Annotated in this window: 21 protein-coding genes; 19 read left to right on the forward strand and 2 right to left on the reverse strand. The window is 47.5% G+C overall.

Annotation, left to right across the window (positions count from 1 at the left end; all coding sequences use genetic code 11):
* Positions 1-194: 194 nt before the first annotated feature.
* The gene (gene polA, locus SPD80_RS02090) at positions 195-2,879 is read left to right on the forward strand and encodes a DNA polymerase I (protein WP_320605059.1); all 2,685 of its coding nucleotides are present in this window, start codon (positions 195-197) and stop codon (positions 2,877-2,879) included.
* A gap of 10 nt (positions 2,880-2,889) precedes the next feature.
* Positions 2,890-3,435, forward strand: coding sequence for a ribonuclease HI (gene rnhA / locus SPD80_RS02095; RefSeq protein ID WP_320605057.1), 546 nt, complete (start codon positions 2,890-2,892; stop codon positions 3,433-3,435).
* Here the strand turns inward: rnhA and SPD80_RS02100 are convergent.
* Positions 3,432-4,742 (reverse strand): serine dehydratase subunit alpha family protein, encoded by a 1,311-nt coding sequence (locus SPD80_RS02100; protein ID WP_320605055.1) that lies wholly within the window; start codon positions 4,740-4,742, stop codon positions 3,432-3,434. The genes rnhA and SPD80_RS02100 overlap by 4 nt on opposite strands.
* Before the next feature lie 447 nt (positions 4,743-5,189).
* Between SPD80_RS02100 and rpsA the strand changes: the two genes are divergently transcribed.
* The 17 genes from rpsA to SPD80_RS02185 all read left to right on the forward strand — a co-directional run bounded on the left by rpsA (position 5,190) and on the right by SPD80_RS02185 (position 23,301).
* Positions 5,190-6,434: a 30S ribosomal protein S1 gene (gene rpsA / locus SPD80_RS02105; protein WP_320605053.1), complete on the forward strand. Its 1,245-nt coding sequence runs from the start codon at positions 5,190-5,192 to the stop codon at positions 6,432-6,434.
* A gap of 209 nt (positions 6,435-6,643) precedes the next feature.
* Positions 6,644-8,272, forward strand: coding sequence for an ABC transporter substrate-binding protein (locus SPD80_RS02110; protein ID WP_320828278.1), 1,629 nt, complete (start codon positions 6,644-6,646; stop codon positions 8,270-8,272).
* A 173-nt stretch (positions 8,273-8,445) separates the two neighbouring features.
* Positions 8,446-9,381, forward strand: coding sequence for an ABC transporter permease (locus tag SPD80_RS02115; protein ID WP_320605049.1), 936 nt, complete (start codon positions 8,446-8,448; stop codon positions 9,379-9,381).
* Complete coding sequence (locus tag SPD80_RS02120; protein WP_320605047.1) at positions 9,381-10,337, forward strand: ABC transporter permease; 957 nt, start codon at positions 9,381-9,383, stop codon at positions 10,335-10,337. The genes SPD80_RS02115 and SPD80_RS02120 overlap by 1 nt, the downstream gene beginning before the upstream one ends.
* An 11-nt stretch (positions 10,338-10,348) precedes the next feature.
* Positions 10,349-11,446 carry an ABC transporter ATP-binding protein gene (locus SPD80_RS02125; RefSeq protein WP_320828279.1) on the forward strand — a complete coding sequence of 366 codons (1,098 nt, stop codon included), beginning with the start codon at positions 10,349-10,351 and terminating at the stop codon, positions 11,444-11,446.
* Positions 11,447-11,448: 2 nt separating this feature from the next.
* A complete protein-coding gene (locus SPD80_RS02130; protein ID WP_320828280.1) occupies positions 11,449-12,519 on the forward strand; it encodes a dipeptide ABC transporter ATP-binding protein in 1,071 nt (356 codons plus the stop codon).
* Positions 12,520-12,584: 65 nt separating this feature from the next.
* The gene (pepT, locus tag SPD80_RS02135) at positions 12,585-13,856 is read left to right on the forward strand and encodes a peptidase T (protein ID WP_320605850.1); all 1,272 of its coding nucleotides are present in this window, start codon (positions 12,585-12,587) and stop codon (positions 13,854-13,856) included.
* A 57-nt stretch (positions 13,857-13,913) separates the two neighbouring features.
* On the forward strand, positions 13,914-14,969 hold the full coding sequence (locus tag SPD80_RS02140) for a M20/M25/M40 family metallo-hydrolase (protein WP_320828282.1): 1,056 nt from the start codon (positions 13,914-13,916) through the stop codon (positions 14,967-14,969).
* A gap of 212 nt (positions 14,970-15,181) precedes the next feature.
* Positions 15,182-16,156 carry a glutamate ABC transporter substrate-binding protein gene (locus SPD80_RS02145; protein ID WP_320828283.1) on the forward strand — a complete coding sequence of 325 codons (975 nt, stop codon included), beginning with the start codon at positions 15,182-15,184 and terminating at the stop codon, positions 16,154-16,156.
* A 106-nt stretch (positions 16,157-16,262) separates the two neighbouring features.
* Entirely contained in the window at positions 16,263-16,922 is a 660-nt protein-coding gene (locus SPD80_RS02150) for an ABC transporter permease subunit (RefSeq protein WP_320605857.1), read from the forward strand.
* Entirely contained in the window at positions 16,919-17,770 is an 852-nt protein-coding gene (locus SPD80_RS02155; protein WP_320605859.1) for an amino acid ABC transporter permease, read from the forward strand. The genes SPD80_RS02150 and SPD80_RS02155 overlap by 4 nt, the downstream gene beginning before the upstream one ends.
* 16 nt (positions 17,771-17,786) lie before the next feature.
* Positions 17,787-18,545, forward strand: coding sequence for an amino acid ABC transporter ATP-binding protein (locus tag SPD80_RS02160; protein ID WP_320605861.1), 759 nt, complete (start codon positions 17,787-17,789; stop codon positions 18,543-18,545).
* A gap of 14 nt (positions 18,546-18,559) precedes the next feature.
* Complete coding sequence (locus SPD80_RS02165; protein ID WP_320605863.1) at positions 18,560-19,372, forward strand: gamma-glutamyl-gamma-aminobutyrate hydrolase family protein; 813 nt, start codon at positions 18,560-18,562, stop codon at positions 19,370-19,372.
* A gap of 6 nt (positions 19,373-19,378) precedes the next feature.
* A complete protein-coding gene (gene coaE, locus SPD80_RS02170) occupies positions 19,379-20,047 on the forward strand; it encodes a dephospho-CoA kinase (RefSeq protein ID WP_320828284.1) in 669 nt (222 codons plus the stop codon).
* Entirely contained in the window at positions 20,034-20,636 is a 603-nt protein-coding gene (locus SPD80_RS02175; protein ID WP_320605867.1) for a lytic transglycosylase domain-containing protein, read from the forward strand. The genes coaE and SPD80_RS02175 overlap by 14 nt, the downstream gene beginning before the upstream one ends.
* 15 nt (positions 20,637-20,651) lie before the next feature.
* Complete coding sequence (gene uvrB, locus SPD80_RS02180; RefSeq protein WP_320605869.1) at positions 20,652-22,877, forward strand: excinuclease ABC subunit UvrB; 2,226 nt, start codon at positions 20,652-20,654, stop codon at positions 22,875-22,877.
* Positions 22,837-23,301 (forward strand): GtrA family protein, encoded by a 465-nt coding sequence (locus SPD80_RS02185; protein ID WP_320828285.1) that lies wholly within the window; start codon positions 22,837-22,839, stop codon positions 23,299-23,301. Before uvrB ends, SPD80_RS02185 begins: the two co-directional genes overlap by 41 nt.
* Here SPD80_RS02185 and SPD80_RS02190 read toward each other — a convergent pair.
* Complete coding sequence (locus SPD80_RS02190) at positions 23,298-24,971, reverse strand: NAD(P)/FAD-dependent oxidoreductase (RefSeq protein WP_320828287.1); 1,674 nt, start codon at positions 24,969-24,971, stop codon at positions 23,298-23,300. The two genes, SPD80_RS02185 and SPD80_RS02190, sit on opposite strands and share 4 nt — an antisense overlap.
* Between the last annotated feature and the right edge of the window lie 32 nt (positions 24,972-25,003).

The raw sequence follows: 25,003 nt of genomic DNA on the forward strand, positions 1-25,003 counted from the left end.
ATTTTTGTGATATATACATGAAAAAATAAGATATTTTGTGTTTGCCTGATGTATCTGCGTGTGTTTTGTTGCCTTGAGACGTCGTTTTATGTCAGGTCCTTGTGGCGGGTACAATTAAGACCACACTTGCAAGATATGTATGAGTTTTAGTCCGATGAGTCCGTGCTTTTGTTTGACTATTTAAAGAGGAACCTATGACGCAAGCTACCTCCACTAAAAAAACCATTGCTGTTATTGACGGCAACTCACTTATGCACCGTGCATTTCATGCCATTTCTCAACCCATGCAGGCACCAGATGGTCGCCCCACCAATGCTTTGTTTGGTTTCTTTAATATGTTTGTCAAGTTCTACGAGAGCTTCTCGCCTGATGGCATAGTCTGCGCTTTTGATAAGGGTCGTCCTCAGATACGCATGGAAATGCTTCCGCAATATAAGGCTCAGCGCCCGCCTATGGATCCAGATTTGCATGCACAATTTCCCATGGTTAAAGAGCTGCTTCGTACGATGCGTGTTCCCGTAATGGAGTGTGAGGGTTGGGAAGGCGATGACATTTTGGGTACGTTGGCTCGTCGTGGAGAACAGGCGGGCTATACCATGCTGTTGGTGACGGGCGATCGTGATATGTATCAGTTATCTACAGACTTGGTGCATATTGTGTCTACTCGCAAAGGCATTACAGATGTATCCATTATGACGCCAGATTCTGTGAGTGATTTGTATAACGGCATTACACCCGCGCTTGTTCCTGATTTTTATGGCCTTAAGGGCGATAGCTCGGATAATATCCCTGGCGTTCCTGGTATTGGTCCCAAGAAGGCTGCTGCACTTATTATGCAGTATGGCAGTTTGGATGAAGTACTTGCCCACGCAGATGAAGTAACGGGCAAAATGGGTGAGAACTTACGGGCGCATAAGGAAGATGCGCTTTTGAGCCGCAAAGTGGCAACCATTCGCACTGATGCTCCTATTGAGCTGGAATTATCTGAAGTTCAGTTCCCCGCATTTACCTCTGATAAGGCATTAGCAGAGGTTTCCCAGGCTTTTTCTGATTTAGGTTTTACGGGCGTGCTTCAGCGTATTGTTGCGCTGGCAGGCGGTAGCGTACAAACGCCCAAAAGTGCTTTTTCTGCGCTTCCCAAGCCGGCAGAGGGCAAGGATGCTACTGCGCTTGTGGCGTCTGCTATCCAGAAGGGCCTGTGGGTTGGCGTAGCACTTGAGCAGGGAAGTGCTGTTGGCCAATTGGCATTGGATTTAGGCGATGCCACCAATGTGTTGTGGGTGGCCACGGATGAGGCACTGGCACGTTTTGATGGTGATGATGCCCTAGCTACATTGCAGCAGCTGTTTGAGGCCGGCAAGATTGTATCGTCTGATGTCAAACAGTTGGTGCACATGGTCATGCCACCTGATTCTTCACAGACGGCGCTTATGTCTTATAGCCATATTGATTCTGCACGCATTTTTGATGTGGGTGTAGCAGGGTATTTGCTCGATTCTGACAAGACGAGTTTCTCGACAGCTGCATTGGCTCAGCACTACCTTAAGACTACGTTGCCTGAGGCGCATGCCACTTATTCTGAGCAAGCCATTGATGCATGGGTGGCTCGTGTGCTGCAAGACGTCTTGACCAATCTGCTTAAACAGACCCATGCAGATGAGCTGTTTTATGCCGTAGAAATGCCCTTATTGGTGGTATTGGCAGCTATGGAGCGCAATGGTTTACATGCGGATGCGGTAGAACTTCGCAAGCAATCACAGGAATTGGGCGTAGAAATTGACCGCATGGTTGCCCATATTCAGCAAGAAGCTGGCGAGAAGTTCAAGGTTAATTCCCCTGAGCAACTATCGCATGTGTTGTTTGATGTATGGGGCTTGCCAAGCTTTGGTCTTAAGAAGACTAAGAAGGGTTTTTACTCTACCAATGCAAAGGTGCTCAGCGATTTGGCTCAAAAAGATGAGCGTGTGGCAGAGGTGTTGGAATACCGTGAGCGTACAAAGATTAAGTCAACCTATTTGGATGCTTTACCAGAGCTTATTCGCGGTGATGGTCGTATTCATACCACCTTTAATCAAACGGTTGCAGCAACGGGTCGTTTGTCCAGTTCTGATCCAAACTTGCAAAATATTCCCACCCGTTCTGAGTTGGGCCATCGGGTACGTACGGCTTTCTCGGTGCCTCCAAAGAGCGTCTTTTTGGCATGCGATTACTCTCAGATTGAATTGCGTTTACTTGCACACTTGTCTGGTGATCAACATTTGATTGCTGCCTTTAATAGTGGCATGGATTTTCATGCTGCAACAGCAGCTCGTGTATTTGGATTGTCCATAGAAGAGGTTACACCTACATTGCGCAGTCGCGCTAAGGCCGTTAATTTTGGCATTGTATATGGCCAGCAGGCATATGGATTAGCCACTTCTTTAGGTATTCCTCGTGCCGAGGCACAAGCTATGATTGACCGCTATTTTGAGGCATATCCTGGCGTTGATGCATACCTTAAACAACAGATTAAACTTGCTCATGAGCAGGGCTTTGTAACTACTATGTATGGGCGTCGCCGCTATACCGCAGACATTAATAGCCGGAACTTTCAGCTTCGCTCGTTTGCAGAACGCACCGCTATGAATCATCCCATGCAGGGCAGTGCGGCAGATATCATCAAGATTGCAATGGTACGTGTTCAAAACGAGTTGGTTAAACAAGGCTTGCGTGCAAAGCTTGTTTTACAAATTCATGATGAGTTGGATTTTGAAGTTCCTACTGATGAGCTCGAGCTAGTTTCTCGTTTGGCTCAAGAGCAAATGGAAGGCGTGTGTACCTTGAGCGTTCCCTTGATTGCAGAGCCTTCATATGGCAATAACTGGGCTGAAGCAAAGTAGGATAGCTGATATGGCAAGTTTTGACGATTTTTCCTTTAAGCCAGAAGAAGTTCCTTCTTCTGAGGCGCTTCAAGGTCCCGAGGTGCTTATTTATACCGATGGGGCTTCTCGTGGCAATCCTGGGCGAGGTGGGTATGGCGCCGTGCTAAGGTATACCAACTCTGTTGGAGAGACTAAAACCCTTGAGCTGAGCCAAGGGTATTACAAAACTACCAACAATCGGATGGAACTTTTAGCTGTTATTGTGGCGCTTGAAGCACTTAAACGACCCTGTAACGTAGAGCTTCATAGCGATTCTCAGTATGTGGTTAACGCTTTTAATCAGCGTTGGGTAGCAGGCTGGATTAAGCGTGGTTGGAAGACTTCTAACAAGCAGCCCGTTAAAAACGTAGACTTATGGCAGCGCTTGCTTGCGGCCGCTCACAAACATGCCGTGCATTGGGTATGGGTTAAGGGACATGCTGGTCACGCGCTAAATGAGCGCTGTGATGAGCTTGCCACTACCGCAGCTGATGGTTCCGAACTCATTGAAGATACAGGTTTTATAGAAGCTTAAACGTGAGCGTTAACGTCTGTTTTGCCAATCATAATGTTGAGAATCTCTACATCAGTGGGGTGCATGCCAACTCTGCCAACGTAGCCCATGGAACGAATGGTCTCTTCAGCGTTTTCTCCAACAAGGCCATCGCCTGCTTTGAAGTTGTGATCAGATAGAGCCATATCGCAGCCAAGAATTGCAGCGTCAACGGAAGCGGATACTTTAGCTGCGCAGCTGGGCTTTGCTCCATCGCATACAATGCCACCAACGTTAGCAAGTGTGTTTACGACCGTTGCTTCAAATTGAGCTAAGGAACCCCCACGCAAGTAGGTAATAGCTGCACCAGCACCACAGGCAGCGGAAACAGCACCACAAAATGCAGACAGCTCGCCAATGTAGTGTTTTACGTGCACAGCAACTAAATCAGACATAGCAACTGCGCGAATGAGTTTCTCGTGATCTGCCCCTAGCTCTGCTGCGTATTCCACAACAGGCTGAGAACAGGTAATGCCTTGATTGCCACTGCCACAGTTAATGACTACAGGCATAGGACATCCACTCATGCGGGCATCAGAGCCAGCAGCGGCTGCAGCACGTGCGCGACAGGAAATGTCATGTGGGCGGCTTGCGAGCAGGGTAGACCCAATATTAGCGCCCCATGAGTTTTTTAATCCTTCATGGGAGATGGCACGATTGCGCTCAATTTGGTTGTTGATAAGCTCTTCGATGTCAGAGCATATAACCTCATGAGCAAAATCCCAAATGGAGCTGAGAGATAAAGCTGCGCGCTCGGCGCTTGCTGCATTGGTGTCGTTACAGTTGGATACACCGGCACCAAATCCAGCTACCTCAACAGGTGCACCATCCAAGCTTAGTTCCGTTACGTTGGTGTGGCGTTCTACTAAACAAGCAACTGAGGTGTGCCCCTTGCCCTCAGCTTGTATACGTACATACAGATTGGGAACACCTTCTGCAAGCTCAACCTCACAAAACCCCTGTTTAAGTAAGGTGTTAGTGTGAGTAATATCATCGGGAGTGACCGCTTGTAGCACCTCTAGTACGCGCGTGGGGTCTCCGCCAACACAACCCAGTGTTGCTGCCGCTTCAATGCCACGCATGCCGTCAGAGTTGGGGACGGTTACGCTTTTTACATTCTTAATAATGTTGCCGCTGCATACTACGCTGAGTTTCTCGGCACGACAGGGAAGTGCTCCTTGAGCAAGTGCTGCTGCGAAGGCAACGGCAATGGGCTCGGTGCACCCAAGCGCACACACAAGTTCTTCTTTAAGGATGGTCAAATGATTGGCATAGGCAGTTGTATCCACTGGCGTCCTGCACCTCTCTGGTCGCATATAAATCGTATATAAGGTTAAGCTGATATAGCTTGCATGTTTATATGTTACAACTCATTACAGACTGCATTGTATCGTTTATTACGTCATATGTTGTGGACGCACACACCTTCATGAACTTACAAGATGATAATAAACTTCTGTATAATGCTCATGTTTCTTGAGATTTGTTCGACTTTTATGTGCTCCAAAACGAGTAATAATGATTTTTCCTCAATATTTCCTCAACAAAGTGCGCTTTTAGCTTGAAATCACCAGCATAAAACGGTTATTCTGTCAAACGTATGTCTAGGACGGACATACATCCGTATCTGTTGGCCCCCGAGCATGTAATTTTCCGTAGTTGGTGTCAGGAACTCTTTCTACACTGCAGGCGATGACCATGGCAATCGGGGCCCCGCTTTTGAAAGGGGTCCACCTTTGAGTGAGATTCAGAACTCGTCCATCTTCTCTCTCGACGACATTTCTGACGAGGAGATGAACAACCTCATCGACGGTACTATTACCGACTTTGACGAGAATGATCTGGTAACTGGTACTATCGTCAAGATTGAGCGCGATGAGGTCCTGCTGGACATCGGCTTTAAGTCTGAGGGTGTAATTCCTGTTCGCGAGCTGTCCATTCGCAAGGACGCTAACCCTGCTGACATCGTAAACATGGGTGATGAGATTGAGGCATTGGTTCTCCAGAAGGAGGACAAGGACGGCCGTCTTATCCTTTCCAAGAAGCGTGCTGAGTATGAGCGCGCTTGGAATCGCATTGAAGAGAAGTTCAATGGTGGCGAGAACGTTGAGGGTGAGGTTATTGAGGTTGTTAAGGGCGGCCTGATTCTTGATATCGGCCTGCGCGGCTTCTTGCCCGCTTCCTTGGTTGACCTTCGTCGTGTTAAGGACCTTGCTGCATACATGGGTACTCGCATTGAGGCTCGCGTTATCGAGATGGATCGCAACCGTAATAACGTTGTTCTTTCTCGTCGCGTTGTTCTTGAGGAGGCTCGTAAGGCAGAGCGTTCCGAGATTCTTACCAAGCTTCAGTCTGGTATGCGTCTTAAGGGTAACGTATCCTCCATTGTTGACTTTGGTGCCTTTGTTGACCTTGGCGGTATTGACGGTCTTATCCACATCTCTGAGCTTTCTTGGAACCACGTTAACCACCCCTCTGAGGTTGTTAAGGTTGGTCAAGAGGTTGAGGTTCAGGTGCTCGATGTTGATCTTAACCGTGAGCGCATCTCCCTTGGTCTTAAGCAAACCACCGAGGATCCTTGGCACACGCTTGTTAAGAAGTACCCCGTTGGTGCAATCGTTGAGGGTGACGTAACCAAGCTTGTTACCTTTGGCGCTTTTGTTGACCTTGGTGATGGCATTGAGGGTCTTGTCCACATCTCTGAGATGGCAAAGCAGCATGTTGATGCACCTGCACAGGTGTGCAAGGTTGGCGATACCGTACAGGTTAAGGTAATGGAGATTGACCTTGATCGTCGTCGTATCTCCCTGTCTATGAAGGCAGCTGCCGAGACTTTGGGTATTGACATTGATGTAGAACCTCTTGAGGGCGAGGCTGCAGCTGCAGCTGAGGCAGTGTCTGAGGTAGAAGCAGAGGCAGAGGTTGAGGCCGCTGCTGAGACTTCTGTAGAGGCTCCTGCAGAAGAGACTACTGAGGAATAAACCTTTACGTCTTATATACAGCTTGATAAAGACTCGTCTTCAAAATATGGAGACGGGTCTTTTGTTTATCATCTTGGTAACGTTACTATTTCTAATTGATAAACACGCTTGTTGCGCACATCAATATGCTTCATAGTACAGTTGCAACACTAGTTGAGATTCCTTATCTTGGCAGTGAGGACTATTGTTGACTATGAAAGGGTGGGCGCATGTTGGAGAATTCCTTTAGCCGCCGTAGCTTCCTCAAGGGTTCTGCTGTTGTAGCTGGCGCTGCTGCAACCGCAGGTCTTGCTGGTTGTGCAGGTACGGGCTCAAACACTGATTCCAAGAAGAAGATTTTTAAATTTGGTCAGGCCAACGCTAAGATGGGCCTCGACATGCAGAAGTCTACGTCTTCTGGTAGTTCCTCCATTGCAGATTCTATTTTTGAAGCTCCTTTGCGTTGGACCGAGGATAACGAGCTTGTTCCTTGCTTGCTCAAGGAAGTTCCGACGTTTGAGTCTGACGCACTCACACTTAAGTGCGAGCTTAAAGAGGGTATCAAGTTCCATGATGGTACTACGCTTACCGCAAAGGACGTAAAATACACCTTTGAGCGTATGTTTACCCCTACTACGGGTGCTAAGTCCACTTACATGTACGATGTCATCAAGGGTGCTCCCGAGATGTTAGCTGGTACGGCTACCGAGCTTGAGGGTCTTACCGTTGAGGATGACACTCACTTTACCTTTACGCTTTCTACCCCTATGGTATCGTTCATCAATAACCTTGGCATTTCCTATGCCCATATCTTCCCTAAAGATGCCTGCGAAAAGGCGGGTACCAAGTGGGGTACTGGTACGGATGTAGTTGGTACTGGTAAGTACAAAGTTAAGTCCAATGATGATACTAACGAGGTTATTCTCGAGAAGTTCGCAGAGTACCATGATGGCACTCCTGCCTTGGATGAGGTTCACTACGTCTACTACGATGACCTCAATACAAAACTAAAGGCATTCAAGAATGGCGACATTGATATGTGCGATTTGGATGCTACGCAGGTAGCCCAGGCCGTTAAGGATCCCGAGCTCAAAGACCTTATCACCAGCTATGATCAGCTTGGTGTACAGTTCATCAATTTGAACCTCAAGGATGATATGGGCCTGACCGATAAGCGCGTCCGCCAGGCACTTTCTTTGGCTATTAACCGTCAAGAGATGATTGACACGATGTTGTCTGGCAAGGGCACCGCCTGCTCTGGTTGGCTTGCTCCTGCAACTCCTGGTTATGACAAGAGTGCTGCTGCTTTTGAGTATGATGCGGATAAGGCACAGGCGCTTCTTAAAGAGGCTGGCGTAAGTAATCTGAAGCTTTCTGCCAAGGTACGTGCTGGTTTGTCTGAGAAATTGATTACTGCAGTACAGGCCTACTGGCAAAAGATTGGCGTAGAGCTGAGCGTTCAGACTGAGGATGCTGGTGTGTGGTCAAGTGACTGGGCAGATGGCAACCTGCAGATTACTTCTTTGGGTTGGTTCCCGCTGTATGCCGATGCAGATAACCACATGTATACGTATTTTTATAGTAAAAATGCTGCAAAGAAGTCTTCATTCTATAGCAATGACGAGTTTGATAAGCTCGTATCTGAAGCACGTACCAGCCAAGATAAAGATCAGCGTGCCGATAATTACAAGCAAGCAGACAACCTGCTTACGCGCGAGGATTATGCAACGATTCCTCTGTACTGGCCTAAGGGTTCTTTTGTGGCAAAAGACTACGTTAAGAACGCCAAAGTTGGCAACTTGATTTACCATGCGTTTGATATTGATATCGATACCTCTAAGGACGACTACACGGGGTAAGGTATTTGTAACGTCCAAGGTATAACGCATAAAAAGGCGCTGCAACAATAAAGCAGCGCCTTTGTTTCATCTTTTTTGCAGCGTATACAAGCAGTGCATACAAAGAGCTATACCTGGTAGATTTGCATGGGCGTTGAGGCACGTAGTGTCGAGTGAAGGATAGGAGGGGCCAGATGAGGAGTTTCCTCACAAAGAGGATTTTACAGGCACTAGGCGTTATTTTTTGTATTTCGCTTATTACATTTTTTGTACTGAATATCGTTCCTGGAGATCCCATTCGCATTATGATGGGCGATATGGCTGACGAGCAAACCATTGCTCAGGTACGACATAACATGGGTCTTGATAAGCCCGTTCCAGAGCAGTATGTTTCCTGGTTTACGGGAATGGTTCAGGGAGACTTTGGTGTGTCATACACACAGAAGAAACCCGTTGTTGCTCTTATCGCTAAGGCCATTGCTATTACGGGAACACTTGCAGGTTTTGCCTATCTTTTTGCGTTGATTTTTGGTTTGGTTATTGGTGTTACTGCCGCGGTTTTTCATGGTAAATGGATTGATCGCGCTCTTATGGCACTTTCTATTTTGGGCATTTCGGCACCTTCGTTTTGGGTAGCTATTATCGTTCAGATTATCTTTGCACTTACGCTTAAGTGGTTCCCTCTGTCTGGTGTAAAAACACCTGCTAGCTACGTTCTTCCCGTAATTGCCTTAGGCGCCCAATATGCTGCATCTATTGCTCGTGTAACACGCACCTCTATGTTGGACGTACTTAATCAAGACTTTATGCGTACTGCAGAAGCCAAAGGACTCAAGCCACGTGCCATCATTTTGGTTCATGGTTTGCGTAATGCCTTGATTCCCATTATTACCATTGCAGGTACGCAGTTGGGAAATATCCTTACAGGCTCTTTGCTTATAGAATCAGTCTTTGGTATTCCTGGTGTTGGCAAGCTTTTGCTTGATGCCATTAACGCGCGTGACTTACCTCTGATTGAGGGTGGCGTTATGTACATTGCGTTTATCTGTGTTGTTGTGTATTTGCTCGTAGACATTCTCTACGCCGTAGTAGATCCACGCATTCGACTCGGAGGGGAGGCAGCAGAATAATGGCACTGTTTGCGAGTGATAAAAAATCCAAGAAGGTACAGCAGGCCGAACGTGTTGCCGCGTCCGCTGTGCAAGCCCAGGTAAACGAGCGTACTACTGGTTCTAAAAAGCGTGCAGAAAGCTATTGGGCAGTAAGTTGGAACATCTTTAAAAAGAACAAGTTAGGTATGTTTTGCCTGTTTGTTGTTGCGGTATTGGTGTTGGTAGCTCTGTTTGCACCGCTGTTGGCGCCTTACAATCCAGATGCACAATCTTTAGCAGATATGCTGCAGGAGCCTTCTGCTGCACATTTGTTTGGTACCGATGAGTTTGGTCGTGACATTTTGTCACGCGTCATTTATGGCTGTCGGGTATCGCTTTCTGTAGGTGTGGTTTCTCAGCTGCTGGCGCTGTTTATTGGCTTCTTTGCTGGTGTGTGTGCCGGATACTTTGGCGGTTGGGTAGATGCCGTTATTTCCTTTATCATCCAGGTATTCTCGTCATTTCCCTTCTTGCTCTTTGCCATTGTTGTGATGTTTGTAATGGGGCCCGGACTAACTAACCTGTATGTAGCCTTAGGCTTGCTCATGTGGACGAGTACTGCACGCTTGGTACGAGGCGATGTCATGCGTCTTAAGGGCTCTGAGTACATCCAATCTTGCATTTTGAGTGGTGGTAAGAGCTGGCGCATTATTATGAAGCACTTGCTTCCCAACTGTGTGTCTACACTCATTATTGTTTCGACACTGGGCATTCCTAATGCGATTTTGTCTGAGGCTTCGTTATCATTCTTGGGTTTGGGCGTGCAGCCACCCATGTCTTCTTGGGGACAGATGATTTCTGCATCGCAGCCCTATATTCAATCCAATACCAACTATTCAATTGTTCCAGGCTTGGCTGTAATCATTACCGTAATGGCCTTTAATCTTTTGGGCGATGCGTTGCGCGACGCGCTTGATCCCAAGATGCGTTCATAGGGGGAGGAAACATGACCGAAGAAAAGAAAAAACATGTGACTAACTCCGATGTCGTGGCTCAGGAGTATGCAGCACTGGCAGAAGATTTGGTGGATGAGCGCCTCAGGGAGGGCGGTCGTCGTGAGGTATTGCTGCGCGTCAAGGACCTAAGCGTTACCCTCTTTACTGAAGACGGGGCACTTCCAGCCATTACGGATTTGTCGTTTATCATGCGCAAGGGAGAAACCCTTGCCGTTGTAGGAGAATCCGGCTGTGGTAAATCTATGACTGCCTTAGCCGTTATGGGGTTGTTGCCCACACCTCCCGCAAAGATTACGAATGGTTCTATTGAGCTCTCTGGTGTAGACATGACCAAACTAACACCTGATGAGATGCGTCAATATCGTGGCAACAAGCTCGGCATGATTTTCCAAGAGCCTATGACGTCGCTTAATCCTGTTATGACTGCAGGCAAACAAATCCGCGAAGGAATCTTAGCCCATAACGCTCATATGAGCAAAAAGGAAGCAGATACGCGTGCGCTTCAGATGATTAAACTGGTTGGCATTCCTGCTCCCGAGAAGGTTTTTAAGAGTTATCCGCATGAGCTTTCTGGTGGCATGCGTCAGCGCATCATGATTGCAATGGCATTGGCTTGTCAGCCTGAATTGCTTATTTGTGATGAGCCAACCACTGCGTTGGATGTAACCATTCAGGCCCAGATTTTGCAGCTCATTGATCGTATGCGCGCAGAGCTTGGTACAGCTGTCATGCTTATTACGCATGATATGGGTGTTGTGTCCGAGATGGCAGACTGGGTGTTGGTTATGTATGCGGGACACAAGGTGGAGTACACTGTGGCGCCCGAGCTCTTTACTAATCCGCTTCATCCGTATTCCAAAGGGCTTATCGACTCTATTCCTTCGCTTGATTCTGCCGTAGATACCTTGTATGCCATTCCTGGTAACGTTCCCATGTTGGCAGAGATGCCTGATGGTTGTCCATTTCATCCGCGTTGTCCCTTTGCAAAAGATATTTGTCGCAGGCATGCTCCTCAGTTTAAGACGGTTAAGGGCGATAAAAACCACAGGGTTGCCTGTTGGATGTATACCGAAAGCTGGGGTGAGTAGGCATGGGTAAAAACTATGACACCAACGATGTTGTGCTTAAGGCAGAGCATCTTACCAAACACTATCCCATTAAAAAGGGCTTTTTTGGCAAGTCTGCTCAGATGGTGCATGCACTGGAAGATGTATCTTTTGAGGTACATCGTGGCGAGACCTTTGCCATTGTAGGTGAGTCTGGCTGTGGCAAATCCACTACAGGCAAGTGCATCTTGCGTTTGACTGAGCCCACGAGCGGTAAGGTTTATGTGGGAGATACGGACTTTACCAGTTTGCGTGGTAATGAACTTACCGAGGCGCGCCAGAAGCTCAAACTCATCTTCCAAGACCCCTACAGTTCACTTAATCCTCGCATGACCGTTGCAGATATCATTGCAGAACCTCTTGATATTGCAGGCGTGTGTAAGACTAAAGAAGAGCGCGATCGTCGTATTGAAGAGGTTATGGACGCTGTTAATTTAGACCTCTCATATAAGTATCGCTATCCTCATGAGTTTTCTGGTGGCCAGCGTCAGCGTATTGGCATTGCTCGCGCAATTGCTCTGGTGCCCGATATTGTGGTATGCGACGAGCCTGTATCTGCTTTGGACGTTTCCGTTCAGGCAAAGGTTATTAACTTGCTTGAAGAACTGCAGGAGCGTTTGGGCCTCTCGTACATTTTTATTAGTCACGATCTTTCGGTTGTAAAGCACATTTCCGATACTGTTATGGTTATGTATTTGGGCCACGAGATGGAGCTAGCAAGCAAAGATGCTCTTTTCGAGAAGCCCCTTCACCCGTATACGCAGGCGCTTTTAGACGTTATTCCTCGCATTGCACATGAGCGCATTCAAGATAAACAAATCTTGCAGGGTGATGTTCCAAGTCCCACCAATCCTCCTCAGGGCTGTGTGTTTAATACGCGTTGTACTCAGTGCATGAAAGTTTGTACGGAACAAGCTCCTAAGCTTATAGAGGTTGAGGATGGCCATATGTGTGCTTGTCATCTGTATGATAAGGCGCTCTCTGATGCTCAGCGCGAACTTTCGCTCAATCCTGCGCTGGTAGCATGTATGGCAGATAATGCAGTTGTGCAGTAGGTGTATCAAAGGTGAATGGTAGGGCCCGTGTATAGAGCGGGCCCTATCGCTATGAGAGGTTTGTCATGAGTGATGTTGTTGATCGCTTTATAAAGTATTGTGAAGTTGCCTCACAATCCAATCCTTTAACTGCAGACAAGGTGCCTTCCACACCTGGTCAGTTTGATATGGCTCAGGTGATTGCTGCAGATTTGGAAGAATTGGGCGCTCAAGATGTAACGGTAGATGAGCATGCGTATCTTACAGCTCATTGGCCTGCATCGCCAGAGGCTCAAGAGTTGCCTGCGTTGGGTTTATGTTGTCATTTAGACACTGCTTGGCAAAGCTATGGCAATCCGGTTCATCCTCACATTATGCATTACGAAGGTGGCAAGCTTATCATTGGTACTGATCGTGATGGTAAAGAAGTTTACGTTTCTCCTCAGACTAATGCGCACCTTGCCAATATGGTGGGCTGGGATCTTATCACTACAGATGGTACTTCTTTGCTAGGTGGTGATGATAAGGCCGGTATAGCTATGATTGTCTCATTGCTTGCACGTCTGAAAGATAATCCCTCGCTGCCTCATCCACGCATTGCGATTGCGTTTGTGCCTGACGAAGAGATTGGTCATGGCGCTGCTTTGTTGGATCTTAAGAAGTTTGGTGCAAGTTTTGGCTATACCATTGATGGTGGCCCGCTGGGCGAGTTTTGCTATGAAACCTTTAATGCTGCCGAGGTAAACGTACGCGCCAAGGGCTTGTCTGTTCATACGGGTACTGCCAAGGGTGTCATGATTAACGCTTCCGAGGCTCTTATGAAGTTCCATCAGATGATTCCTGCTCAGGAGCGTCCTGAGTATACTGAGGGCTATGATGGCTTTTACTATCTGGAACGTATGAGCGGTGATTGTGAACAAGCCAAGGCAGACTATATCATTCGCGATCATGACCAAGCGTTGGTAGAGAAGCGCAAGAAGACCATGCGTGATGCAGCTGCCTTTATGAATTTACAGTATGGTCAGGACGTGATAACGGTTGAGGCTCATGACCAATATCACAATCTGGCAGACGTAGTTACCAAACCAGAGTATAAGCATCTGATTGATAATGCACGAAGTGCCTATGCGCATATCAATACAGAAATGACCTGTATTCCCATGCGTGGCGGTACCGATGGCAGCCAGTTATCTTTCCGTGGATTTGCCTGTGCTAATTTGTCTGCCTGCTACTATAACGCGCATGGTGTGCGTGAGTTTGTACCCGTGCCTGAGTTGGAAGCAATGGTAGATATGTTGCAAGAGCTGGTTGCGCTGTATGCAAAGCCTCAAACATCAGTTCAAACACCAGCTCAGTAATCAGTTTAGAGGAGCTACACGCTGGCGCCGTATAGAAACCAAAGAAACGAGAACGCTATGACCTATGACATTGATGCTCAGTATCTGATTGATACCACCCGCAAGCTCATTGAAGTGGATAGCCCTGTTGGCTATTATCCAGAAATCCATGCATATCTTGCACAGATACTGGAGCACATGGGATACAGCATGTATACGGATAATAAAGCTACTGCATATGTACGGGTGCCTGGCAAGGATTCCAGCAAGACCGTATGTTTGGGAGCTCACCTAGATACCATTGGTCTTATCGTCCGAGGCTTTAATGATGATGGCAGCTTGCGCGTGCGTCAACTTGGTGGTATCAATTACCACTCCATTGAAGGAGAGACCGTTCGCATTCATTGCCGCAATGGTAACGCGGTAGATGGTCAGGTTATTTGTAATAAGCATTCCGTACATGTTTTTGCAGACTGCCGAGAAACCCCACGCGATGAAGACCATATGTCCATTTCTATTATTGGTGACGTCAAGACTGCCGATGACGCCCGTTCTTTAGGGATAACCCCTGGTGCCGTTGTGGCTGTTGATCCTCATTTTGTGTCGTATGACAATGGTTATATGGTCGGTCGTTATATTGACGATAAGGCCGCAGTAGCTGTGCTTTTAGACACACTGCAATGGTTAAAGCAGACGGGGGAAGTCCCTGCGTTTGATACGTTATTTGCATTTCCTATTTTTGAAGAGATTGGCCATGGTGGTGCCTTTGTTCCTGACGAGGTAAGCGAGTATGTGGCATTGGATATTACCTTGATTGGGCCAGATTATGATGGTGATGAGCACTCTGTGGGCATCATTGTTTCTGATGCGCGCGGACCGTATGACTGGGAACTGTCTAATCAGCTTATTGGTGCTGCTCAGAACGTGTGCGATGCAGGCAAATGGAATACGCAAGTTTGCTTCCACTATTCCACGGATGCTTCTGCTGCTTATTGCCTTGGCAATAATATGAAGAGTGGTGCTTTTGGTATGGCCTGCCTTAACACCCATGGTCGCGAGCGTTGTCATGTAGATGCTTTACTACAAACTGCCAAGCTTACCCGCGCGTATGTAACAGGTGTGCATCTAAAATAGCTGATTCACCTCGTATTACAAATAATAGCTGTAACTGTTACACGTTGATTTTGTAAAATAACGATTACAAGATGAAAAAGGGGACCAATTTTATTGGTTCCCTTTTTATAATGCATGTAAATACTCCCGAATTTGGGGAATATAATCCGTACGTTTAGGCATGGTGTAAATGGGCTGGTATATCCAGTCTTTACTTTTGAGAGGAATACCCCATGAAGAAGTTTACGAGCATGATGATGAATAGGCGCCAGGCTGTTGCTCTTGGCTTGGGTGCAGCGGCAACTACTGCTGTTGTAACGCTTGCTGGCTGCAGTGAAGGCAAGGAAATTAAAAAAGACTCTGATACCAAAAACGCTTCCCCCGAGCTCGATGTTAAGGCATATGATGAGCTCATTTCTAAGGGCTCTACTGCCTCTGACTCTGAAATTAATGCTTCTGAGTGGGCAAAGAAGGTTAAGGCTGCTGGTACCCTTCGTGTTGGTGGTACCAAGACCTCTACCTTGTTTGCTTTGCTTAATGAGAAGGACAATGCCATTCGTGGCTTTGATGCTGGCTTATATGCACTACTGACTCGGTATATTCTTGGTGATCAAACTAAAAGTGAGGTTACTCAGGTAACTTCTGATACTCGTGAGTCAGTACTTCAAAATGATCAGGTAGATGCCGTATTTGCTACCTATACCATCAATGATGAGCGCAAGAAGGTTATCTCGTTTGCTGGCCCTTATTACACCTCTCAGCAAGGTATTTTGGTAAAGGCAGACAATAAAGACATTAATGGTGTGGATGACTTGGCAGGCAAAACGGTTGCTGCACAGTCTGGCTCCACTGGTCCTTCTATCCTAGAAGAGCTTGCACCTAAGGCAAAGGTGCAGGAGTTTAGTACGGACGAGGAGGCTCGTACCGCGCTTGAGCAAGGTCGTGTAGATGCCTACGTTATTGACATTACCCTGCAAACTGGCGCTATGGTAAAGAATCCTGGCAAGTATCGTCTTGCAGGCGATACCTTTGGTCCTAAGGATAACTATGGTGTTGGCTTACCCCTTAATTCTGATGGCGTTGCGTTTGTTAACGGTTTCTTGAAGAAGGTTATAGAGGACGGTACCTGGGCTAAGCTTTGGAAGATTTGCATTGGTGACCGCGCTGGTATTTCTCAGACGCCTGATGCTCCTGTTATTGAAGGCTAAGACAGGACTGCTTGTATAGCATACAGAATCTCTGTTTAGGTATATAAGGCCCTTCGTGATTCTATAATGCACGGAGGGCCGTTATTACATTTTGGGGAGGTGTACCTTGAGTTTTTCGGAGCTTATTTCTTTATATGGTGACTTGTATATCCAAGCACTGCTCACTACGTGGTCTATGACACTTGTCTCATTTGCTTGCGTCATGCTTGTATCGATATTCATTACCATATTGCGCGTAAGCCCCATTGCGCCTTTGCGCAAAGTGGGAGACTTATATGTACAGATATTCCGTAATATTCCAGGCATCTCTTTGCTGGTTATTTGTGTATATGCGCTGCCTAATCTCAAGGTAGTACTTGATTATCGTGAATGCGTTATCGTTACCACGGTACTCATTGCCTCTGCGTTTGGCTCTGCCAACTTTATGAGTGGTATCAATACCATTGGTGTAGGTCAGATTGAAGCGGCGCGTTCCTTGGGGTTATCTTTTATGCAAATGCTGCGCCTTGTGGTAATTCCCCAAGCGTTGCGTTCGGCCATTTTACCTATGACCAATCTGTTTATTGCAGTCATGCTTACAACGGCCTTAGGCTCACAGGTGCCGCTTTCTCCCAATGAACTTACAGGTTTAGTTTCCTTTATTAACACACGCTCTGTTGGTGGTATTTTGCCCTTCATGATTTCTGCTTTGGGCTATGCACTTACGGCGTTTGTCATTGGTTTTGCTGGCGATAAGCTCGATAAGAAAGTGAGGATTAAGCGATGAATGCACAAAGCGATACAACATCCATGCGCGATGTCCTCTATGAGCAGCCAGGACCAAAAACGCAGCGCAAGATTCTTATTGGCACCATCATCGCATCGCTTTTGGTGACCTTGGGTATAGCGGCAATCGTGTATCGTTTTTACGTTACTGGCCAACTTGCTCCTTCGTATTGGATTTTCTTTACCTATTGGACCACGTGGCGTTTCTTGGCTGAAGGTTTTGTAGGTACGCTCGAAGTTTCTATCACCGCAGGTATTCTCGCTCTGTTTTTGGGCTTGGTACTTATGCTGGGCCGTCGCTCAAAAATCCGTGTACTCAGCACGGTTTCTCGTATAGTTATTAACTTTTTCCGCGGCGTTCCTAGTCTGCTGCTGATTTACTTTTTCTTTTTGGTTATTCCGCAGTATGGCTTAAGGCTGCCTACGTTTTGGATGCTTACCTTACCCATTGCTTTTGCAGCGTCTGGAGTTTTGGCAGAAGTGTTGCGCGCGGGTATGAATGCAGTTCCTAAGGGTCAGCGTGAAGCGGCTATTTCTTTAGGTATGAGCCGTATGCAAACCACGTTTAAGATTGTGCTGCCACAGGCAATCAAGTTTGTTATTCCGTCGCTTATTTCGCAGCTGGTTGTTGTAGTTAAAGATACTACGGTTGCTTACATTGTTAGTTATCCTGACCTTTTGCAAAATGCTCGCGTTCTTATTACTAACTATGACGCGCTGGTATCTACCTATTTTGTAGTGGCGCTTATCTACATTGTGCTTAACTACATCATTAATCAATTGTCTATCTATTTGGCACGTCGTAGTGGTACACAGGTTTTGGGTCGCTCTAATGAAGAGCCCGTGTAATCAAGATCGGAGAATTATGGCAGAGCAGACTTCTAAAACTCATCCCATTATTGAGCTACGCAAGGTAAATAAACACTATGGCAACTTGCATGTTTTGCAAGACATTAACTTATCTGTCGAGAAAGGCGAGGTAGTTGTTATTATTGGACCTTCTGGCTCCGGTAAATCTACCTTGTGCCGTACCATCAATCGCTTAGAGACCATTGATGGGGGAGAAATCCTCATTGATGGCACACCTCTGCCTCAAGAGGGCAAAGAGCTTGCCCGTCTTCGTGCCGAGGTTGGCATGGTATTCCAGTCTTTTAATCTCTTTGCACATAAGACTATTTTGGAAAACGTTACGATGGGACCCATTGAGGTCCTTAAGCGTGACAAAGCAGCGGCCAAAAAAGAGGCCATGGATTTGCTGCGCCGTGTTGGAGTAGAGGCACAGGCATCTAAGGTTCCTGCCATGCTCTCTGGTGGCCAGCAGCAGCGCGTGGCTATCGCACGCTCTTTGGCTATGCATCCTAAGGCCATGTTATTTGACGAGCCCACTTCTGCGCTTGATCCAGAGATGATCAATGAGGTGTTGGAAGTTATGGTTGAATTGGCCAATGAAGGTATGACCATGGTGGTGGTTACACATGAGATGAACTTTGCTCGTCGTGTAGCCAACCGCGTGGTATTTATGGCAGATGGGCGTATTGTTGAGCAGGGAACTCCTGACGAGTTCTTTGAGCATCCTCAGTCTGAGCGCGCCCGCGAATTCCTTACTTCCATTAACGGTCACTAAAAGAGAGATTGTCCATGCATTTAGATTCCATACGTCACGCGGCCGATGACGCTGCGTCCATGACAGCTGCACGTAAACGCCCGGTAATTGGTGTTCCTTCTCGCTATATTGACCCTGGTTTTGACCAAGAAACAGGTGAATATATCTCTCAGCGTGAGTACATAGATCAAGTATTTGCAGATGCTATTTTGGCTGCCGGTGGTCTTCCTATTGTGTTGCCCATTACGACGGATGCTGCAAGTATACGAAGCTACTTTGATTTATGTGATGGTTTGGCGTTTCAGGGTGGTCAGGATGTAGATCCGCTCTTGTGGGGCGGGGACCCCAACTATGATAAGAGCCTCTTATGTCCTGAGCGCGATGCGTATGAACTTGCTTTGATGAAGCTTGCTCTTGCGGAAGATAAGCCCTTGTTTGCCGTGTGTCGTGGTGCACAGCTTTTGAATGTTGCTTTGGGCGGCACATTGAGCATGAACTATCTTGAGCTGGATACGCCAGAACATATGGTGCATTGGCGTCATACAGCAACGCTTAAGCATGCTGCACATCCTGTGGTTGTTAATGAGGATTCGTTGCTTTATAGCTGCGTACAAACCACGCAGCTGCAAGTCAATTCTTGTCATCATTGTGCATTTGAGCTGTTGGGCGATGAAGCCGTTTTGGCGGCTCAGGCAACCGATGGCATTCCTGAAGCGCTTGAAGTGCCTACCAAGCGCTTCTGTTTGGGCGTACAATGGCATCCCGAGTATACGTGGCAGTCGTTTGCAACGGATAGGTTACTCTGGGATGGATATATTTCGGCTGTTAAGGAAGCTATGGAGTCGTAAAAGCAGGTGGAAAAGCCTCTGTACATAGTATTTTTAGCTGGTGGAATTGCCTCGGGAAAGTCTAGTGTCTCGAGGCAACTCGCATCTTTGGGCGCCCAGGTTATAGATTTAGATGAGTTGTCTCGCTACGTTTTAGACTCCAATGAGCAACTCAAGCATGACATTGCCCAGGCGTTTGGTGCGCAGGTAGTGGACGAGAAAACCGGTCAGATTGATAGGGCACGTCTGGCGCAATGTGCGTTTGAAAGTGCCTCCGCAACGGCTCTTCTTGAAGACCTTGAACTGCCAGCAATTAAGCAGGAGCTGTTGTTGCGTTTGACTCAGGCTCAAAAGCGTGTGTTGGCTGATACTATGAAAAGCAACCACGGTTCAAAAAGCTTATCTAAGGCAGCGCGGATTTGTGTAGTTGAGGTGCCCCTACTAGATCGTATGGAAGCATACTTTGATATAGCTGATGAAGTGGTATTGGTAGACACCCCAGTTGAGCTGCGCTGTAAACGAGCAATGCAGCGCGGTATGAGTGAGGCAGATTTTTGGGCTCGTGCACAGCGGCAGGCACCTGACCAGTGGTTGCGTGCCCATGCTGATACGATATTGCCTAATGGAGCAGGTGAGGATGACTTGGCACGTACCGTGGCCTTGTGGTGGAAGGAGCGCCTTGATGTTGTTTCATAGACGTTTGCGCTTCTTGCGCTGGTTTCGTGTGCTGCCCTTGGCAATCATGGCTGCCTTAGGTGTTTTCTCGCTTGGATTTGGAACCTTGCCAGCGCGTGTTACGCGCACCGTCATTGCGCCCGTTACGTATCCTGCGCAGGTAGCAGATTCGGCAGCACGTCATGGCGTGGATCCCTATTTGGTTTGTGCAGTTATACGCTGTGAATCTGGCTGGAATGAAAAAGCTACCAGCTCGGCAGGGGCACAAGGGTTAATGCAGCTCATGCCTGCAACTGCGCGTGAGTTATCCGAGTTTGGTCTGGTAGACGCCTCAAAATATGATGCTACGAGGCTACAAGACCCTGCAACCAATATTGAGTATGGCTGTGCTTATTTGGCATATTTACAAAAACAGCTTGGTAGTACGGATAAAGTAATTGCGGCCTATAATGCGGGTATAGGAACAGTACATCAGTGGTCATCACAGTCAGATGCAAGCTCGGACTTTAGGAAGACCATCTCGTATCCAGAGACGGCACTCTATGTAGAGCGCGTGCATGTGGCATATGCAGAGTATCAGCGCCTGTGGCCAGAAGGCATAGGTGTTTAAAGGGGATTTACAGTAATGGCAGAGTCACAAGAGCAGCTGCAAGCAGAGGTTATCAATGCCAAGAAGCGTCATCAATTTGCGGGACAGCTGCGTCGGTTTGGCGTGACGCATTCCAATGCCAAACTTGAAGTGGTCTCTTCGTATAATCCTGCAGGAGATCAGCCCCAGGCAATCAGTAAGCTTTGTGCTGGCATAGAAGAGGGGCTGCGTTATCAGACTCTGTTAGGTGTGACGGGCTCTGGCAAAACTTTTACCATGGCAAAAACCATAGAGAAGCTTAATCGTCCCACGCTCATTATGGAACCTAACAAAACACTTGCTGCACAAGTAGCAAGTGAGATGAAGGAGCTCTTTCCACATAATGCAGTGGTATATTTTGTTTCCTATTATGACTATTACCAGCCTGAAGCCTACGTTCCATCCTCTGATACGTATATAGAAAAAGACTCCTCCATCAATGAGGAAGTCGAGAAACTCCGTCATCAAGCAACGGCCAGCTTGCTGTCTCGGCGTGATGTCATTGTTGTAGCATCTGTTTCTTGCATTTACGGTATTGGTAGCCCTGAAGACTATGCTGGTCTGGCACCAACCATAGATAAGCAAACGCCGCTTGAGCGTGATGACTTTATCCGTGAGCTTATTGATGTGCAATATGACCGTAATGACTATGATTTAGCACGCGGCACCTTTCGTGTGCGGGGTGATACCGTAGATGTGTATCCGCCGTATGCCGAGAATCCCTTGCGTGTAACCTTTTTTGGTGACGAAGTAGAGTTTATTGGCGAGATTTCTACGGTTACTGGTGAAGTTTTACGTGAGTTTGATGCGGTACCCATTTGGCCGGCATCGCATTATGTAACCGAACGTCCTAAGGTTAATCAGGCTCTGGGCACCATCAATGATGAACTCGAACAGCGTTTGCGTGAGCTCAAAGCGGATGGACGCCTCTTAGAAGCTCAACGTTTACAGCAACGTTGTGCTTATGACCTAGAGATGCTTGAGAATATGGGCTATTGCAATGGTATTGAGAATTACTCACGCCATTTGGATGGTCGTACTCCAGGCGAGCCGCCCTTTACGCTCATTGACTATTTCCCCGAAGATATGCTGTGCATTATTGATGAGAGCCACGTTACGCTGCCCCAGATTCGCGGTATGCATGAGGGTGACCGGTCTCGTAAGATTACGCTGGTAGAACATGGTTTTCGTTTGCCTTCTGCTTTGGACAATCGTCCACTTCGTTTTGATGAGTTTGAACAACGTATTCCACAGTTCATATATGTTTCCGCGACGCCAGGAGACTATGAGGAGGCAGTTACTCAACAGGAGGTGGAACAGATTATCCGCCCCACTGGTCTTCTCGACCCTCTGATTGATGTCCGTCCTATTCGCGGACAGATTGATGATTTAGAGGAAGAGATTACAAGTCGCGTCTCTAAGGGAGAGCGTGTATTGGTTACTACGCTTACCAAGCGTATGGCTGAAGATTTGACCGACCATCTGCTCGATACAGGCATTAAAGTGAATTATATGCATTCAGATACCGATACGCTTGATCGAGTGGAAATTATTGGCGATTTACGTCGTGGAAAGATTGACGTGCTGGTAGGAATCAATCTACTTCGTGAGGGTTTGGACATTCCGGAAGTGTCTTTGGTAGCTATTTTAGATGCTGATAAGGAAGGATTCTTACGCAATCGTCGCTCTTTGATTCAGACCATAGGTCGTGCTGCCCGTAATGCACAGGGCCAGGTCATTATGTATGCGGATACCATGACAGATTCTATGCGTAGTGCCCTTGATGAGACGCGTCGTCGTCGTGTATTGCAAGAGAAGTTCAATGAAGAGCATGGTATTACACCACAAACTGTTAAGAAGTCCTTAACGGATGTATCCAGTTTTATTGAGGATGCTCATGAGAATGTGGATAAGCGCTCCCGTAAGGATGGGGAGTTCTTTACGCCTAGTACAACCACGGCGGAGCAGCTTGCAGATGAGATGCGCGAGCTTTCCAGTGATGAGATACACAAACTTATTGCCTCTCTTGAGGAAGAAATGCTTACGGCATCAGGTAATATGGACTTTGAGCGAGCGGCAACAGTTCGAGACCAATTGGTGGAGCTTAAGGCTTTGGTGGAAGGGACCTCGGAAGATGAGGTTATGCGCCGTTTAAAGGCAGGAGCTCGAAAGGGTAGCGCACATGCAACGCGGCGTCGATACAACAGGCACGGTAAACACTAAGCCATCGACAGGGCTGTTTAAACAGTTTATGCGCTATGGTGCATTTGGTGCGCTTTGCTCTGCTGTAGATACGCTTATATTTTTGTTGCTTACGAGTGGGTTTAGCATTGCCCCGCTGGTAGCTAATGTGTTATCTACCATGGTAGGTGTAACCATGAGTTTCTTTATTAACTGTCGTTACACCTTTCAGGTGTCGGACAAAATGCTTCGTCGCTACATTGCGTTTTTCTCGATAGGCGCGTTGGGTCTTATGGTGTCCGAATGTATTATCGGTTTTGGACATGCACAGTTTCCGCAGGTTATACCTGTGTATTTAAAGCTTTTTGCCGTAGCATTAGTGGGGGCATTTCAGTTCTTTCTTAATCGTAATATCTCGTTCCGTGAAGCAGTGGGTGCCGAGAATGACGAGGATGAGCTTATTTAGTTGTCTTTGCCATGCACGTTTGTAATAAGAGCTTGTGCAACCCGCAGGCCGTCAGTGGCGGCACTCATGATGCCTCCCGCATACCCAGCACCTTCTCCGCAAGGGTAGAGACCGTCACAGGTTATGCTTTGACATGATGGTGTGCGTGTGACACGGATGGGGGAACTGGAGCGAGATTCCACACCAGTAAGAACCGCATCTGCTACTGCAAAACCACGCAACTGTGTATCCATCTGTGGAATGCAGGCGCGTAGGGTATCTGTGATATAGGTAGGCAAACAAGCATCAACTTTGCCCCAAGTAACGCCACGAGCATAGCTTGGCTCTATTTTGCCTCGAGCACTCGAGCGCTGGTTTGCCAAAAAGTCTCCAACTAATTGTGCGGGTGCTTTAAAATCTCCGCCGCCGAGCTCAAAGGCTGTGTGCTCGCATGTGCGTTGGAGCTGTAATCCCTCCAAGGGGTTATCGCCAGGAAGATCGTGGGCAAAGACATTTACAAGCAAGCCAGAGTTGGCGTTTTTGCCATCACGTGCCGCCAAGCTCATGCCGTTAGTAACAACTCCTTCGGGCTCACTAGCGGCAGCAACGACAAAACCACCAGGACACATGCAAAATGAAAAAGCACTTCGACCATGGTCAAGGTGAGAAACAAGCTTATACGGTGCTGCTCCTAAACTTGGCAGGCCAGCAAAAGGGCCGTACTGCGAGCGATCAATATCTGCTTGCAGATGCTCAATGCGCACTCCCATAGCAAAGGTCTTACGTTCCAAGAAAATGTGCTTGCGATACAACATCTCAAAGACATCACGAGCAGAATGACCACTTGCCAGCACAACATGTTGGGTGGGAATAGTCTGTTCTGTAGTGAGTTGGGTTGTAGGGTCGGTAGTCAGTACGCGAACAGCGCTTACCTTGCCATCACTGAGTACAAGGTCTACCAATTTGGTGCGGCAACGGACTTCTCCACCGAGCAGAGTAATGTCTGTGCATATGCCATCTACAATCTGAGGGAGTACATCACTTCCTACATGGGGATGCGAGTCCCATAGAATGTCTTGGGAAGCTCCATGGCCTACTAAGGTTTCCATGATTAAGCGGTGGAGAGGGCTTTTGGTGCCTGTGGCAAGTTTGCCGTCAGAAAAAGTTCCCGCACCACCTACGCCAAATTGAATATTGGATTCTGGGTCAAGTTGGGCCGTCTTATTAAAATAATCTACCACCTGAGCGCGGCGTGAAGCGCTGTCTCCGCGCTCAATGAGTAGGGGTTCTAGGCCAGCTTTAGCTAAAGACAGTGCACAAAATAGACCAGCACAGCCAGCACCTACAACAACCACGCGCTGTTCGAGCGGGTTGTTTTTGCGTGACGGATAGTGGGGATGTGTGGGAGTTACCAAGCTGACGTTTTTCTCGTCATGTCGGGCAGTCAATTTAGTAAGCAAGGCACGCTCGGCATTGGTGCCACCAACAAGATTGGCATGCACCGTGTATAAAAGGTGTACGTTGTTGCGTTTGCGCGCATCAATGGAGCGACGAATCAAATCGATGCTCTGGATATCTGCCTGATGTAGGTGTAAGCGCTTGAGTAGTGCGTGTGTTACAGCTCGTAGTTCGGAGGACTGGGTGCCATCTACCGTGCGAGGATTGACACGCAGGTTAGATACTTGAATCATGATGCTCCTCGCAGGTACAGAAGGTGAAGGGG

The organism is Atopobium sp. (genome assembly GCF_034113385.1).
Taxonomy (GTDB): Bacteria; Actinomycetota; Coriobacteriia; order Coriobacteriales; family Atopobiaceae; genus Atopobium.

Coding starts and splice junctions, on each gene's coding strand:
- polA (WP_320605059.1), top strand. CDS start 195: ATGACGCAAGCTACCTCCACTAAAAAAACCATTGCTGTTATTGACGGC.
- rnhA (WP_320605057.1), top strand. CDS start 2,890: ATGGCAAGTTTTGACGATTTTTCCTTTAAGCCAGAAGAAGTTCCTTCT.
- SPD80_RS02110 (WP_320828278.1), top strand. CDS start 6,644: ATGTTGGAGAATTCCTTTAGCCGCCGTAGCTTCCTCAAGGGTTCTGCT.
- SPD80_RS02115 (WP_320605049.1), top strand. CDS start 8,446: ATGAGGAGTTTCCTCACAAAGAGGATTTTACAGGCACTAGGCGTTATT.
- SPD80_RS02120 (WP_320605047.1), top strand. CDS start 9,381: ATGGCACTGTTTGCGAGTGATAAAAAATCCAAGAAGGTACAGCAGGCC.
- SPD80_RS02125 (WP_320828279.1), top strand. CDS start 10,349: ATGACCGAAGAAAAGAAAAAACATGTGACTAACTCCGATGTCGTGGCT.
- SPD80_RS02130 (WP_320828280.1), top strand. CDS start 11,449: ATGGGTAAAAACTATGACACCAACGATGTTGTGCTTAAGGCAGAGCAT.
- pepT (WP_320605850.1), top strand. CDS start 12,585: ATGAGTGATGTTGTTGATCGCTTTATAAAGTATTGTGAAGTTGCCTCA.
- SPD80_RS02140 (WP_320828282.1), top strand. CDS start 13,914: ATGACCTATGACATTGATGCTCAGTATCTGATTGATACCACCCGCAAG.
- SPD80_RS02145 (WP_320828283.1), top strand. CDS start 15,182: ATGAAGAAGTTTACGAGCATGATGATGAATAGGCGCCAGGCTGTTGCT.
- SPD80_RS02155 (WP_320605859.1), top strand. CDS start 16,919: ATGAATGCACAAAGCGATACAACATCCATGCGCGATGTCCTCTATGAG.
- SPD80_RS02160 (WP_320605861.1), top strand. CDS start 17,787: ATGGCAGAGCAGACTTCTAAAACTCATCCCATTATTGAGCTACGCAAG.
- SPD80_RS02165 (WP_320605863.1), top strand. CDS start 18,560: ATGCATTTAGATTCCATACGTCACGCGGCCGATGACGCTGCGTCCATG.
- SPD80_RS02175 (WP_320605867.1), top strand. CDS start 20,034: ATGTTGTTTCATAGACGTTTGCGCTTCTTGCGCTGGTTTCGTGTGCTG.
- uvrB (WP_320605869.1), top strand. CDS start 20,652: ATGGCAGAGTCACAAGAGCAGCTGCAAGCAGAGGTTATCAATGCCAAG.
- SPD80_RS02185 (WP_320828285.1), top strand. CDS start 22,837: ATGCAACGCGGCGTCGATACAACAGGCACGGTAAACACTAAGCCATCG.
- SPD80_RS02190 (WP_320828287.1), bottom strand. CDS start 24,971: ATGATTCAAGTATCTAACCTGCGTGTCAATCCTCGCACGGTAGATGGC.